Raw genomic sequence first — 14,207 nt, 5'->3', positions numbered from 1 at the left:
GAGCGCGCTCCAGGTCAACCATCTCAGTGACGGAACACACTTTCGATACGAGAGCGTTCCGTTTCCTATCCGGGAGTACTACTGTCCCCTATTGAGATACGAGACAGTTCCGTTTCGAAAACCGGGGAGTAACGCCGGATGAACGCGCAAGAAACACCCCAGAACGCCGGGCACCCCCGACGCTGGGCCATCCTGGGTGTGCTGGTCATCAGCCTGCTCGTGGTGGTTCTCGACAACACCGTGCTGAACGTGGCTCTGCGGATCATCGCCGACCCGCAGCACGGCCTCGGCGCCACTCAGAGCGAGCTCGAGTGGGCCATCAACTCGTACACACTGGTCTTCGCCGGCCTGCTCTTCACCGCCGGCATCCTGGCCGACCGGATCGGCCGCCGGATCACCCTGGCCACCGGCCTGGCCCTGTTCGGCATCGCCTCGCTGGTCTCGGCCTACGCGAGCAGCCCGGATCAACTCATCGGCGCCCGCGCGCTGATGGGCCTGGGCGCGGCGGCGGTCATGCCGTCCACCCTGTCGATCATCGCCAACGTCTTCGAGCCGAAGGAGCGCGGACGCGCCATCGGCGTCTGGGCCGGCGCGGTCGGCCTCGCGGTCGCCCTCGGCCCGATCCTGGGCGGCTTCCTGCTGGAGCACTTCTGGTGGGGTTCGGTCTTCCTGATCAACGTCCCGATCGTGATCGTCGGCATCGCGCTGGTCTTCACCCTGGTCCCCGAGTCGCGTGACCCGAAGCCGGGCCGCATCGACGTGGTCGGCGTGCTGCTCTCCATCGTCGGCCTGACCCTGCTGACCTACGGCGTCATCAAGGGCGGCGAGGACGGTTTCGGCGACGTGCTGGCCTGGGGCCCGATCGTGGGTTCGGTGCTGGTGCTGACCGGGTTCGTGCTCTACGAGCGTCGCATCGAGTTCCCGTCGCTCGACGTCCGGCTGTTCACCAACCGTCAGTTCTCGGCCTCGACCGGCATGATCGGCCTGGTCTTCTTCGCGGCCATGGGCGCGATGTTCTTCGGCGCGTTCTACCTGCAGCTGGTCCGTGGCTACGGTCCGCTCGCCTCCGGCGCGCTGTTCGTCCCGTTCGCGGTCGGCCAGATGGTCTTCGCCCCGATCAGCTCGAACATGGTCAAGAAGTTCGGCCCGAAGCTGGTCAGCACCGCCGGCCTGCTGCTGGTCACGCTCGGCCTGGCCACCTGGCTGTTCATCGGCTCGGACACCCCGATCGTGGTCGTCGCCCTCGCGTTCTTCGTCCAGGGCGTCGGCATGGCCAACGTGATGCCCCCGGCCACCGAGTCGATCATGGCGGCGCTCCCCCGGGAGAAGGCCGGCGTCGGCTCGGCCGTCAGCAACACGATCCGGCAGCTCGGCGGCGCCCTCGGCGTCGCGGTGCTCGGCGCCATCCTCTCCTCGGTCTACCGCGACCACCTGGGTTCGGCCACCGACGGCCTGCCCGGCGCGGCGGCCGACACGGCCCGCGAGTCGATCTCCGGCGCCTACGCGGTCGCGGCCCAGGCCGGCCCGTCCGCGGGGAACCTGATCCACACCGCGAACGAGTCGTTCGTCACCGCGATGCACTGGGCGGCCGGCGGCTCGCTCATCTTCGCGCTGCTCGGCGCCCTGGTCGCCGCGCTGTTCCTCCCGGGCAAGCGCCCGGAGGGCCAGCACACACCGGTTCTCGCCGAGGAGCAGGGCGTGGCCCTGGTCGAGGCGTAACCCAGCAGTAACAATGAACCCCATGACCAGCACCACCTCGACCGGCCAGGAGCGCAAGGCTCCTGGCCGGCCCCGCAACGCCCAGGCCGACGAGGCCATCCTCGACGCGGTGCTCACACTGCTCGCCGAGGGAACCAGCGCGGCGGCCGTCTCCATCGAGTCGGTCGCCGCGAAGGCGGGCGTCGGCAAGGCCACGATCTACCGCCGGTGGCCGAACAAGGAAGCCCTGCTCATCGACGCGGTCCGCAGCATGAAGGGCCCGCTGCCGGAACTCGGCGGTGCCTCGGCCCGGGAGGATCTGATCGCCCTGGTCACCGCGAACCGTTCGTCGCGGGCCCGGGAGTTCGGCATCGTCACCGCCTGCATCCTGCCCGAGCTGCAGCGCGACCCCGAGCTGAACCGGATGCACCACGCGGTCATGGAGCCCCGGCGCGAACGCATGCGCGAGATCCTGCGCCGCGGCATCGCCACCGGCGAGTTCCGCGCCGACCTGGACGTCAACCTGACCGTCCTGATGATCTCCGGCCCGTCGATGATGCTGGGCATGTTCGGCGACGCCACCGGCGTCACCGAGGAGGACTTCCCGACCCGCCTGGTCGACGCCCTCCTCCGCGGCGTCAGCGCCTGACCCACCGCCGGGCGACAGCGGGGCCGGCGGCTAGACCGGGTCGAGGGCGCCGCCGGTGGCGGTGCGGCCGGGCAGGGTGGCGACGAACTCGATCGTCGCGCCCGGGCGGACCCGCTCCCCGATCACCGCGGCCAGCACGTCCGTCACCCCGGCGGCCAGCCGCCCGATCAGCTCGGCCGAGTCGGGCCGGTGGAACGCGCCCTCCTTGATCCCGAACCGGACCGCCGGCGCGGGTTCCGCCGCCGGCACGCCGCCCACACCCCAGCGGTGCGGCGGCAGCCCGATCAGCCGGACGACGACCAGCTCACGCGCCCACTCGCCGTAGACCGCGACGACCGCCTCGGTCAGCCCGGCGATCAGCGCGACCTCGTTGCCGGCCAGGTCGTTCTCCGGCGCGTGCACGTTGAGGTGCGGCATGTCCCATCCCCCACAGATCGTCGTCGGCCGTCAAGCTATCCCCCGCCGCCGTGCGTGGCCACGGGTTTTTCACCAGCCCAGATAGCTGCGGGTGAGTGCCGCGATCTGTTCGACGGCGGCGATGCCCTCCGGCTGGCTGTGGTGGCCGTGGGAGAGCACCGACAGCGCGACGTCGACCTTGTCGTTGCTGATCCGCCCGGTGCTGTTGATGATCCAGTGGTTGTCCTCGGTGGAGCGGGCCAGCCAGCCGTTCTTCAGGGCGACCTGTTCCCCGCTGAAGGAGGCGGCGCTGATCCCCCACGTCTGGTCGGCGTTGACCGAGGACATCAGGGCCAGGATCTGCTGGCGGGAGGCCAGGTCGAGCGGGCTGCCGGTCGCCAGCAGGTCGGTGACCATCCGGGTCTGGTCGTCGGCGGTGGTCGTGGTCAGCCCGAAGTTGGCTGCCGGGACGGTGTCGTTCAGCCCGAGCCGTTTCAGGGCCGGGCGCAGGCCGCCGGCCCCGCCGATCGCGTCGTAGATCTGTTCGGCCGCGTCGTTGTCGCTGGCCACGATCATCTTGCGGGCGCGCTCCTTCTCGGCCGCGGTCAGCGCGCGGCCGGCATCCTGCGCCTGGAGCAGTTGCGCGGCGAGCAGTTCGACCTTGACGACGCTGGCGGTCTCGAACGGGCGGTCGCCCTGATAGTCGTACCGTCGGCCGGTCTTGCGATCGACGAACGAGACCGAGAAATCCTGGCCGCCGGTGGTGATTTTGCTCAGGACGCCGGTGAGCCGCGTGACGCGTTCGTCCCAGCTGCCCTTGGCCAGTGACCGGTCGACCCGGTCACCCTTCTGCGGGCCGGGGAAGACCTGCCCCGGGCCGGCCTTGGCCCCGCTGGTGAGCGTCTCCAGGTCGCCCTTGCCCATGGTGCCGACGTTCGCCGCCGCGGGCAGGGCGCGGGCCGGCTCCCCGGCGAGCGCACCGGACAGGAAGGCCCGGAACACCGCGTACGGCATGCCGTCGCCGTTGATCGCCTTGCCGTCCCTGGTCCGGATCGGGCCGGCGGTCTCCCGTCCGATCCAGACCGCCGCGGCCAGGCCGGAGGCCCATCCGGCGGTCCAGGCGTCGGACGAGTCGCTGGTGTTCCCGTACTGCTGGGAGCCGGTCTTGGCCGCGGCCGGCACCCCGGGGATCCGGCCGTCGTGCTCGACCACCCCGGCCAGCACGGCCCCGACGTCGGCGGCGATGCCGCGGTCGAGCGACCGGACCGGTTTGACCTTGGCCCGGTAGAGACCGGCGACCGATGCGACGAAGTGCCGGTTGTTCCGCTCGCCGCCGTTGGCCAGGGTGGAGTAGACGCCGGCCAGGTCGGCCGGGGTGACCGGGTACCGCCCGATGGCGATGTCGGCGCGCGTCCTGCCGGGCGCCAGCTCGCCCTTGAGGTCGACCATGGTGGTCTGCTCGTCATAGCGGTCCGGGACGCCGAGCCGGACGGCGACGTCCCGCACGCTGGCCGGGCCGATCTGCTCGGTGAGGGCGTAGAACGGCGTGTTCAGCGAATACACCATCGCGGTGTCCAGCGGGCAGATCGGGCACTGCAGGTTGTCCAGGTTGAACAGCGGTGCCCCGCCCCGGTCGGCGAAGACGCGCGGCGACGACCCGTTGTAGTACGACCGGTAGTTGATGTCGTGCTCCTCGGCCGCGGCCAGCACGAGTGGCTTGAACGTCGAGGCGGGTGGCCGGGCGGCCAGCGCGTCGTCGTAGAAGCCGCGGCCGCGGTCGCCCCCGTACCATGCCCGCACGCCGCCGTCGTGCGGGTCGATCGCCACCAGCGCCGACCGCAGCTCGTCGGGCTGGCCCTTGAGCGCCTTCTCGATGCTGGTGGTGGCCGCCCGCTGCACCGTCGCGTCGAGCGTGGTGGTGACCTTCAGGCCGCCGGTGCGGATCTGCTGGCGGCTGATGCCGGCCGTGACCAGCTCGTCCTCGACCCGGTCGGTGATCAGCCCGATCGGGCCGCCGATGGTGCTGGCGGTGACCGACGCCGGGGCGACCGCCGGGTAGGGCGTGGTGTCGACGGCCCCGGGCGGCAGCCAGCCGGCCTCGCTCATCGCCCGCACGATCCACTTCCAGCGGTTCAGCGTCCAGCGGGGGTCGACGGCCGGGTCGCCGCGGGTCGGGTCCTTGACCATCGCGGCCAGGACCGCGCCCTGATACGCGCTCAGGTGGTCCACCGACGTGCCGAAGAAGGCCTGGGCCGCGGCCTCGATGCCGTAGGCGCCGCGGCCGAAGTAGATCGTGTTCAGATACCGCTCAAGGATCTCGTCCTTGCTGAACCGGTCCTCGACCTTGAGCGCGAGCGCGGCCTCCTTGGCCTTGCGGCTGACCGTGCGCTCCTGGGTGAGGTAGGCGTTACGCACATACTGCTGGGTGATCGTGGAGGCGCCCTGGCCGGAGTCGCGCACGATGTTCGACCACACCGCCCGCAGCAGCCCGCGCACCGAGACGCCGTAGTGGTCGTAGAAGCCGCGGTCCTCGGCGGCCAGGAACGCCTGCCGCACGCCGAGCGGCACCCGGTCCAGGTGGACGTCGGTGCGGTCGGTCGTGCCGATCCGCGCGAGCACCGTCTTGCCGTCGCGGTAGTAGAGCACCGACGCCTGCGGCGGGGTCGGGTCGCCGGGCAGGTCGACGCTCCAGACATACCCGGCGGCGGCGAGGATCAGCACGACCTGCACCGCGATCAGGGCCGCGGTGACCCGGCGCAACCACCGGGGCCACCGCCGCACCCACGCGACCGGGCGCCGCAGCCATCGTCGCCCGGGCAGCCGGTGACGGGGACTCCATGGCATGCGGCTCTCCCCTCGCGATGCGGTGGCCACATCGCCCCGCGTCTGAGAGCAAAGACGCGAGCCGGGATCGTTTTTGGGTGATGAGCGTGGAAAAGCTCACTTTTTACGGTCGGAGGCAACCATTGCGTCGGCCGATCCGTATCGCGCGACCCGGGGCCGGGCGTTCGGTGCCGGTCCCTCGACCGCTCCGGTACGGCCCGGCCGCGCCCCCGCCGCCTGTTCGAGCGCCGCCCGTAGCCGCCCCTCCTCCCCGGCCCGATCGCGGTACCAGGCCAGCGCCCACGCCCGGTGCAGCCGCCATCCGAGGTCGATGAGCACCTGGTCGGTCAGCCGGTCCCGGTCCCGCGCGGCCGGGCAGTCCCGATATCCGGGCCCGTCGCAGCGGATGCCGAGCAGATAGTCCCCGGCCGGGTCGCTCGGGTGCCGGATCGCGATGTCGACCCGCCCGCCCGCGGTGCCCAGTCCGGTGCGCGCCGGATAACCCCAGGACCGGACGGTCTCCAGCAGCGACTCGACGAACTCCCCGGTCCCCTCGTTCAGGTCCAGGCTGGTGTCGCCGGCGCCGCGCTCGACGTAGTCCAGGTAGGCCGCGAGCTGCCGGACGCCCTCGTTCTCGGACTCCGGCACGTCCCGGGACAGGATCGAGGTGACCAGCTCGACCCGGTGCCGGGCCCGGGTGATGGCCACGTTCAGCCGCCGCCACCCGTTGGGCCGGTTCAGCGCGCCGAAGTTGGCGCTGATCTTCCCCGACTCGTCGTACCCGTAGCCGATCGAGAAGATCATCACGTCGCGCTCGTCGCCCTGCACCGACTCCAGGCTCTTGACGAAGAAGCCGTGCAGCCGGTCGTCGGCGACCGCCCGTTCCAGCGCCGGATGCCCGGCCGCGATCTTCTCCAGCGCCCGTTCGATCGCCTCCGCCTGCGCCACCGAGAACGTGACCACGCCCAGCGTACGGTCGGTGCGGGTGGTGAAGTGGTGCACGATCCGCTCGGCGACGCGGTCGGCCTCGACCGGGTTGTCCCGGCTGGTCGCGCGCCGGTAGACGCCGGCCACCGGGAACAGCTCGACCCCGGTGTCCGGCCCGCCGTTGCCCGGGGCCGGGAACGTGCTGAGCCGGCCCTGGTAGAACGCGTCGTTGGCGAACGCCACGAGGGCCTGGTGACGGCTGCGGTAGTGCCAGGTCAGCCCCATCCCGGGGAACGCGCCGCACGCCTTGGCCAGCTCCAGCACCGACTGGTAGTCGAGCACCTCGGTGTCCGCGGTCGCATCGGCGCTGAACGCCCGGTCGAAGAACGAGGTCGGCGGCAGCTGCCGGTCGTCACCCGCGGTGATCAGGGACTGGCCGCGGTAGATGCAGTTGATCGCGTCGGCCGGCGTGATCTGCGAGGCCTCGTCGAAGATGACGGCGTCGAAGCCGATGTCCGGGGGCAGCGACTGGCTCACGGTCAGCGGGCTGGCCAGGACGCACGGCCGCAGGGCTAGCACGACGTCCCGGGCGCGGGCGATCAGCTCCCGTACGGGCAATTGGCGGTCGGCTTTCATTGCCTCACGCCGCAGCAGGCCGGCCGCCGTGCTGTCGGCCGGAGGCCGGCGGGCCTCGACCGCGGCGATGATCTCGCGCGCCGCGACCGCGGCCAGTTTCTCGTCGGCCGACCGGAATTCGGCGACCAGACGGTCCCGGTCCTCGGCCCGCCACGGCCGCAGCCGGTTGTCGGCCCGGACGACCGCGTCGACCCAGCCGTGCAGCAGCGCGCGTTCGATCACCGCGGGCACGTCGGCGCTGTCCACGCGCTGGTCGGCGCAGAACTCGACGGCCGCGTCGAGGCCGTGGAAGGTGAGCACGTCCCGGGCGTCCAGGCAGGCGAACCACTCCTCCTGGCCGCTGCTGTCGTCCCGGACGTCGCGCAGGAACGCGGCCGCGCGCCGGTAGTCGGCGAACCGTTCGCGCAGGTCGGGCTGGCGGGACGGGCCGAATCCGGCCAGGACGGCCCGGCTCGCCTCGGCCCACTCCTGGGCCCGCTCGGCCAACCCGGTGATCGGCCGCAGGTCCCGCAACGCGGTGACCTGGGCATCGTTGAGCGGTCCGTCGGCGAGCCGGCGCGTCTCGGCGGCCCAGTCGACCGCCTCCCCTCCGGAAGGAAGATCGATTTCTTCGGTACGGCCGTCGACCGCGGCCTCCGCCTCGGCCGCCGCCGCGCGCAGCCCGGCCAGCTTCCCGGCCTCGGCGTAATCGAGCGTGCGACCGGTGGCGGCGTCGAACGCCCGTACCGTGTCGGACGTCGCGTGCAACGCCGTGACGTGCTCGTTGAGCCAGGTGATGGCGTCCTCGATCGGTCCCGAGACCAGTTCCGGGCGGGCCGCCGGATAGGGCGCCGGCCGCAGCGTCGCCTGCCAGCGCAGCAGCGTGTCCCGGGCCTCGGTGACGACCTGGATCGGTTCCGGGTCGGGGGCGGGCGCACACACGTAGGCCAGCACCGCCTCGATCCCGGCCTGCGGGGCCGACGCGAGCGCGGCCGTGGCCACCGAGATCGCCTCGTCGAGGGCCGCGAAGTCGGTGCCCCGGCCCTGCCAGTAGCGGCCGAGCGCGGTCGCGTACGCGTGTTCGGCCGCGGCCAGTTCCTGCCGCGCCCGTTTCCAGGCGACGGCCGTGCTCAGCCGGTCGACGGCGTCCCGGATGTGGGCGGTCGGCAGCACGAACCCGGCCAGCGCGCGTTTGTCCCGCCGGTACGCCGCGCGCAGCCGCCCGAACCCCCGGTGGGTCGTCGCGAACCGTTCGGCCATCTCCTCCACCGGCTGGGCCAGGATCGCCTCGGAGAAGTACGGCCGGGCCTGGATCTCGGCCCCGACCAGCAGTTCCAGGGCCCGGCGGAGCGCGCCCGCCCCGGTCTGCACGCCGGCCAGGGCGCCCGGGCCGAACCAGAACCGTTCCGGCTTGTGCGTCCGCGTCCCCAGCTCGGCGACGGCGGCCACCCGCGAGATGTCGCGGATCGTGGTGGCCTGCGGCAGGCCCAGCTTGGCGGTGACCCGGTTGACCGCGCGGCGATGCTTGTCCAGCTGCTCGGCCGCCTTGGTGAAGGACCGGGCCAGCTCGTCGGCGTCGGCCGCGGTGAGCGTGTCCAGCTGCACCGGTGCCACCATGGTGTCCAGTTCGGGGGGCATCGGCAGGTCGGCCGCGGACGGCAGCGCGGTCCAGGGCACCCCGGCGCGCTGCTTGACCGCGTCGGCCGCGCTCGCGGCGGCGGCCAGCTCGCCGGAGCGGCGGTCGGCCGCCTTGCGCACCGGGGCCAGGTCGGTCGCGGCCAGCCAGGAGTCGGCCACACCGTCCGGCCGCTTCCCGGCGTGGTCGGCCAGCCGGGCCAGGGTCGTCGCGTCGTCCGGCGCGGTCAGCCCGAACGCGCGGGCCGCGGCGTCGGCGATCCGGGCCGAGCGGGCCAGCGCGGCCAGGGCCTTCTCGGCGCGGCTCAGGGCCGGGTCGAGCGGCTCCCGGGTGATCACGTCCCGCCAGAGCAGGCCGTCGCCGTCGACCATCGCCCGCCACGACCGGGACAGCTGGTCGGTGGCCTCCCGGACCCGGCGGGTGACGTCGGGCGTGAGCGAGCCGGGGGTGATCGTGGGGACCGGCGCGGCGGGCGCCTCGGACAGTTCGGCGCAGCGGCCGATCACCTCGTGCAGGCTGGCGTCGAGTGGTTGGCGGGTCTCGTTCATCGCGTACGCGAAAGAAGTCAGTCTCTCGCGTCGCTCGCGAAGCGAGCCGCGGTCGACCACCGGGCCCTCGCCGGGGATCTCCGGGGTCTCGTCGACCGCGGCGGCCAGCAGCGTCGCCACCTCGCGCCGCCCGGCCTGCTGCCCGTGCAGCTCCAGGATGTAGCGGTCCAGCCCGGCCTCGGCCAGGCGGTTGCGGACGACGTCGAGCGCGGCGACCTTCTCGGAGACGAACAGCACCCGCTTCCCGGCGTGCAACAACGCGCCGATCATGTTGGCCACGGTCTGCGACTTGCCGGTGCCGGGCGGGCCGTCCATCACGAAACTCTGCCCGGCCAGGGCGGCGGCCACGCAGGCCCGCTGCGACGAGTCGGCATCCAGGACCAGCGGCACGTCCTCCGGCGGCGCGAGCCGGTCCACCTCCTCCGGCCGGATCGGGACGAACCGGAACTGCTCGGTCTGCCGGCGATGATCAGTAGTGGCCAGGGCGCGGATCACCGGGTGGGCCAGGATGCGTTCCTCGTTCTCCTGCAGGTCCCGGTAGATCGCCTCCTTGTGGAAGGTCAGGCAGGTCAGGATCACCGACCGTTCGATGTGCCAGCCGTGCCGCCGTGCCACGGTGTCGGTGAAGTCTGACCAGAATCGGTCGACGTTCACCTCGGCGCCCGGCTCCAGACCCTTCACCGCGATCCCGGCCTGGCGCAGCCGCAGCGCGAGCGCCGGGTTCAGCACCGGTTCCTCGTCACGCAGCCGCAGCTCGGGGAGTTCGCCCAGTTCACCGGTGACCAGCTCGGCCGGGAGCAGCAGCAGCGGACTCGCGTAGCTGGTGCTCTCGCTCTCCGCGTCCTCGTCGTCGGCGGCCAGCCGCCAGTGCAGCAGACCCAGCGCCAGGTGCAGCACGGAGACCCCGCGATCGAGGTATTCCTGCTGGCCACGGCGTTGCATCCGGCGCAGCAGCGGTCCCAGCGAGCGCTCGGCGACCTCGGTCCGGAAGACGCTCTCGGTCCCGTCGCCGGCCGCCCGGCCGCCCGGTCCCGTCACCGGCCGGCCGCCCGGCCCGGCCAGACGGGCCCGCTCGCCGCGGGTCAGCGCGGTGACGATCTGGTCCGGCTCCGGCGAGGTGATCTCCAGCAGATCGGCGTTCCCGGCGGCGAAGTTGATCAGCCGGTTGCCGTCGCCCAGATCGACCAGGCTCTCCCGCCAGGCCCGGAGCGCCGCGTGCACGCCGGCCCGCGCCGGCCTCGGCTCGGGCCGGTCATCGTCAAGGCGGGGTCCCATGCCCCGATTGCAGCAGTGCGAAAGCCTTTCGCGCTGGAAAACGGCATTCTTCGTCTTTGTCGCTTTCCCAAACCCAACCCCGATTTCGCGTACGGCCATGGCCCCCGCCCGCCGCCACCCGTCCGCGACCTCCACCCACCGCAAGCCCGCCCCGCGCTCCCGCTCCCCGGCTGGCGCTCAGTGCTGTTTCAAGGCCCTCGGGACAGCCCTCAGCACCAGCTGACCCCCGCGACCGCCGCTCCCGCGCTCCGGCCCCCCGGCTGGCGCTCAGTGCTGTTTCAAGGCCCTCGGGACAGCCCTCAGCACCAGCTGGCCTCCGCGGGCGCGGCTGCGGCAGCGAGCCGGGCGGGCTCGCGGGCAGGCGGGTGCGGGCGGTGGGTCAGTGGAGGGCGGGGGCCGGGGCGGGGGTGTCGCAGGTTTCGGAGAGGCGGGCGATCAGGACCGCGGTGTCGGCCGGTGCCGACAGGGGGCGCAGGTGGACGGGGTCGAGCGGCGGCACCTCGACGTGCGAGATCAGCGGGTGGAAGGGCCGGCGGTCGGTCTCCCCGGCTCCGAACAGCGTCTCGGCCAGCTTCTCCCCCGGCCGCAGCCCGGTGAACTCGATCGGGATCGGCTTGCGGGACAGCGCGACCATCTGCCGCGCCACTTCGGCGATCCGCACCGGCGCGCCCATCTCCAGGACCAGCGCCTCCCCGTCCAGCCCGATCGCCGCCGCCTGGATCACCAGGTGCACGGCCTCCTGGGTGGTCATGAAGTAGCGGGTCACGTCGGCGTGGGTGACGGTGACCGGTCCCCCTTCGGCGATCTGGGTGCTGAACGTCGTGAACACCGATCCGCGGCTGCCCAGCACGTTGCCGAAGCGCACGCTGAGGAACGTGCCGGGCCGGCGCCGGGCGGTCCACGCCGTGAGCCGTTCGGTGATCCGTTTCGAGAAGCCGAGGACGCTGGACGGGTCGGCCGCCTTGTCGGTCGAGATGTTGACGAACCGTTCGACCGACTCGGCCGCCTCCAGCACGTTGAGGGTGCCCAGGACGTTGGTCTTGACCGCCTCGGCCGGGTGCCTTTGCAGCAGCGCCAGGTGCTTGAGGGCGGCCGCGTGGAACACCACCTGCGGGCGTCGCGTCCGGAAGATCTCCCGGATCCGCGGGCCGTCGCGCAGGTCGGCCAGGATCACCCGGGGGTCGTCGAGGTGGGCCCGGGGGTCGATGGAGAGCTGGACCGCCAGCAGGGACGTCTCGTCCCGGTCGAGCATCATCAGCTCGGCCGGCTGGAAGTGGTGGATCTGGCGGCACAGTTCGGATCCGATCGACCCGCCGGCCCCGGTCACCAGGATCCGTTTGCCGGTCAGGTAGCCGCCGATCGAGGACAGGTCGGTGTCGATCTGGTGGCGTCCGAGCAGGTCGGTGACCTGCACCTCGCGGATGTGCCCGACCTCGACCGGGGAGTCCATCAGCTCGCTGACCGACGGCACGACCTTGAACGCCGCCCCGGCGGCCAGGGTCCGGTCGCGGATCTCCCGGACCAGGACGGCGTCCGCGTTGGCCACCGCGAAGACCAGGAGCTCCACTCCCGTACGGGCGAGCACGGCGCCGATGTCGTCCCGGGCGCCCAGCACCGGCACCCCGAGGATGCGCAGGCGGCGTTTGCGGGGGTCGTCGTCGATCAGCCCGACCGGCACGTACCGGCCGGACCGGTCGTGCATCATCGAGTCGACGAGCAGTTCGGCCGCGGATCCGGCGCCGAACAGGATGACCGGGGACGCGCCGCGCGGCCGCCGGCGCCGGGAGAGCCGGACCCGCCGCGCGTAGCGGACCCCGAGCATCAGCACCAGCGCGACCGCCCCGGCGATCGGCGGCAGTCCGGGCGGGATCGGGTGCCGGGAGAGCAGCACCACGACCGCGGTCACCCCGATCGTGACCAGCACGGTGGTGAAGGCGACGGCGCGGACGTCGTCGAAGCCGGCGAACCGGTAGCGCCCGCGGTACAGCCCGCGGGTGTGCCCGAGGGTGGCCTGGAGCGCGACGGCCAGGAGCATCACGGCGAGGGAGCCGGCCAGCTGGCGGCGGGTGGGTGCGAAGTCGTACCGGGCCAGGACGGCGGCGAGCAGGCCGGCCATCCACGCGGTGCCGTCGACGAGCAGCGGCAGCAGGCGAGGGGCCCTCATGTCCGGCACTCTAGCAGGACAAATACGGATTAAAGCGGACTATTTCGATACCGGCAAAGGCCCCCGAACCCGGTCCTATCGTTACCGCGTGGGCCTGCGCGATTACCTCCGTGTCGCCAGAAGGCACTGGTGGTTGCTGCTGGCCTCGGTGATCGTCGCGCTCGGCGTGGCCCTGATCGTGAACCTGAACACCACACCGGTGTACGCGGCCCGGGTCACGTTCTTCTTCTCCACGCCGGTCGTCGGCGCCACCGACCTGTACCCGGCCAGCATGTTCAACGTCAGCCGCCTGTCCACCTACGCCAAGCTGCTGACCAGCGACGAGGTCGCCACCCCGCTGGCCGGTACGCCCGGCATCGACCTGGATCCGCAGCAGGTGCGCGACGCGATCTCGGCCGAGACGGTCGCGGACACGGTGATGATGGAGGTGAGCGTGCAGGACCGGGACCGCAACCGGGCGTTGCTGCTGCTCACCCGGGTCACCAAGCGCTTCGAGAACGCGGTCGAGGAGCTGGAGCGGCCGGCACCGACCGAGGCGTCGACGGTCAAGGTCACCGTCGTGTCCGGACCGGCCCTGGACCCGGACCCGGTGGCCCCGAACACGATCAACAACTTCGCCCTGGCCTCGGTGGCCGGCCTGGTGGTGGGCGCGGCCGGCTCGGTCGGCCGGGAGGTGGCCGACCACACCGTCCGCACGGCCGAGGCGCTGCAGGTGCTCGCCTCGGCGCCGGTGCTGGCCCGGGTGCCGATGGACCCGGGCGGCCCGTTCGTCTCGGCCAGCACGTCGGCCCGGACCGAGGCGCTGCGCGAGGTCCGTACGCAGGTGCAGTGCGCGGCCGCCGCCAACTCGGTGAAGACCCTGGCCGTGACCAGTGCGGTCCCGGGCGAGGGCCGGTCGGCCACGGCCTGCGGGCTGGCCCTGCTCTTCGCCGAGGCCGGTCAGCGGGTCCTGGTCGTCGACGCCGAGCTGCGCCATCCCCGGCTGGCCGCGTTCCTGGGCCGGGAGGACTCGGCCGGGCTGAGCACGGTCCTGGACGGCAGCGCCGGGCTGGAGCAGGTGCTGCAGCCGTGGGGGGCCGGGCTCTGGCTGCTGGCCAGCGGTCGTACCCCACCCAACCCGAGCGAGCTGCTCAGCTCCCCGCGGATGACCGAGCTGGTCGACGACGTACGCCGCAGATTTGATGTTGTGATCTTTGATTGCCCACCACTGCTGCCGGTGACCGACGCGGCCGTGGTGGCTGCCCGGGCCGACGGGACACTGCTCGTGGTGCGCGCCCGGCGGACGACGTCGGCGCAGGTCACGCAGGCGGTCCGGGCGCTGCACGCGGTCAACGCGACGCTGCTCGGCTGCGTGCTGAACATGGTCACCCGCAAGGGCCCGGACGCGGTGCCGAGCTACGACACCTACCTGTCCGGGCCGAAGCCGTCGCAGCGCCGGTGGGACGGCTGGAAGACCCAGGCGGCGGCCTGATGATC

At 72.5% G+C, this 14,207-nt stretch carries 7 protein-coding genes; 3 read left to right on the top strand and 4 right to left on the bottom strand.

Annotated elements, in window-relative coordinates:
* Positions 1 to 138: 138 nt before the first annotated feature.
* Both ACSHV8_RS04170 and ACSHV8_RS04165 read left to right on the top strand, forming a co-directional pair.
* Positions 139 to 1,719, top strand: coding sequence for an MFS transporter (locus tag ACSHV8_RS04170; RefSeq protein WP_436529537.1), 1,581 nt, complete (start codon positions 139 to 141; stop codon positions 1,717 to 1,719).
* A 22-nt stretch (positions 1,720 to 1,741) separates the two neighbouring features.
* Positions 1,742 to 2,347 (top strand): TetR/AcrR family transcriptional regulator, encoded by a 606-nt coding sequence (locus ACSHV8_RS04165; protein ID WP_436529535.1) that lies wholly within the window; start codon positions 1,742 to 1,744, stop codon positions 2,345 to 2,347.
* Positions 2,348 to 2,377: 30 nt separating this feature from the next.
* On the opposite strand, the gene ACSHV8_RS04160 is transcribed toward ACSHV8_RS04165, so the two are convergent.
* The 4 genes from ACSHV8_RS04160 to ACSHV8_RS04145 all read right to left on the bottom strand — a co-directional run bounded on the left by ACSHV8_RS04160 (position 2,378) and on the right by ACSHV8_RS04145 (position 12,731).
* Positions 2,378 to 2,764, bottom strand: a complete 387-nt coding sequence (locus ACSHV8_RS04160) for a tautomerase family protein (protein ID WP_436529533.1) — start codon at positions 2,762 to 2,764, stop codon at positions 2,378 to 2,380.
* A 69-nt stretch (positions 2,765 to 2,833) separates the two neighbouring features.
* The gene (locus ACSHV8_RS04155) at positions 2,834 to 5,587 is read right to left on the bottom strand and encodes a transglycosylase domain-containing protein (RefSeq protein ID WP_436529532.1); all 2,754 of its coding nucleotides are present in this window, start codon (positions 5,585 to 5,587) and stop codon (positions 2,834 to 2,836) included.
* Positions 5,588 to 5,683: 96 nt separating this feature from the next.
* Positions 5,684 to 10,567, bottom strand: coding sequence for a DUF4011 domain-containing protein (locus ACSHV8_RS04150; protein WP_436529531.1), 4,884 nt, complete (start codon positions 10,565 to 10,567; stop codon positions 5,684 to 5,686).
* Positions 10,568 to 10,946: 379 nt separating this feature from the next.
* Positions 10,947 to 12,731, bottom strand: coding sequence for a polysaccharide biosynthesis protein (locus ACSHV8_RS04145; protein WP_436529529.1), 1,785 nt, complete (start codon positions 12,729 to 12,731; stop codon positions 10,947 to 10,949).
* Positions 12,732 to 12,819: 88 nt separating this feature from the next.
* Here ACSHV8_RS04145 and ACSHV8_RS04140 point away from each other — a divergent pair, with 88 nt between their 5' ends.
* Positions 12,820 to 14,202 carry a polysaccharide biosynthesis tyrosine autokinase gene (locus ACSHV8_RS04140; protein WP_436529527.1) on the top strand — a complete coding sequence of 461 codons (1,383 nt, stop codon included), beginning with the start codon at positions 12,820 to 12,822 and terminating at the stop codon, positions 14,200 to 14,202.
* Positions 14,203 to 14,207: the final 5 nt, after the last annotated feature.

The organism is Actinoplanes sp. HUAS TT8 (genome assembly GCF_051380535.1).
GTDB lineage: Bacteria > Actinomycetota > Actinomycetes > Mycobacteriales > Micromonosporaceae > Actinoplanes.
This window is presented reverse-complemented; position numbering and strand designations above follow the sequence as displayed.

Excerpts from the sequence above, each read along its gene's own strand:
- ACSHV8_RS04170 (WP_436529537.1), top strand. The coding sequence starts at position 139 with ATGAACGCGCAAGAAACACCCCAGAACGCCGGGCACCCCCGACGCTGG.
- ACSHV8_RS04165 (WP_436529535.1), top strand. The coding sequence starts at position 1,742 with ATGACCAGCACCACCTCGACCGGCCAGGAGCGCAAGGCTCCTGGCCGG.
- ACSHV8_RS04160 (WP_436529533.1), bottom strand. The coding sequence starts at position 2,764 with ATGCCGCACCTCAACGTGCACGCGCCGGAGAACGACCTGGCCGGCAAC.
- ACSHV8_RS04155 (WP_436529532.1), bottom strand. The coding sequence starts at position 5,587 with ATGCCATGGAGTCCCCGTCACCGGCTGCCCGGGCGACGATGGCTGCGG.
- ACSHV8_RS04150 (WP_436529531.1), bottom strand. The coding sequence starts at position 10,567 with ATGGGACCCCGCCTTGACGATGACCGGCCCGAGCCGAGGCCGGCGCGG.
- ACSHV8_RS04145 (WP_436529529.1), bottom strand. The coding sequence starts at position 12,731 with ATGAGGGCCCCTCGCCTGCTGCCGCTGCTCGTCGACGGCACCGCGTGG.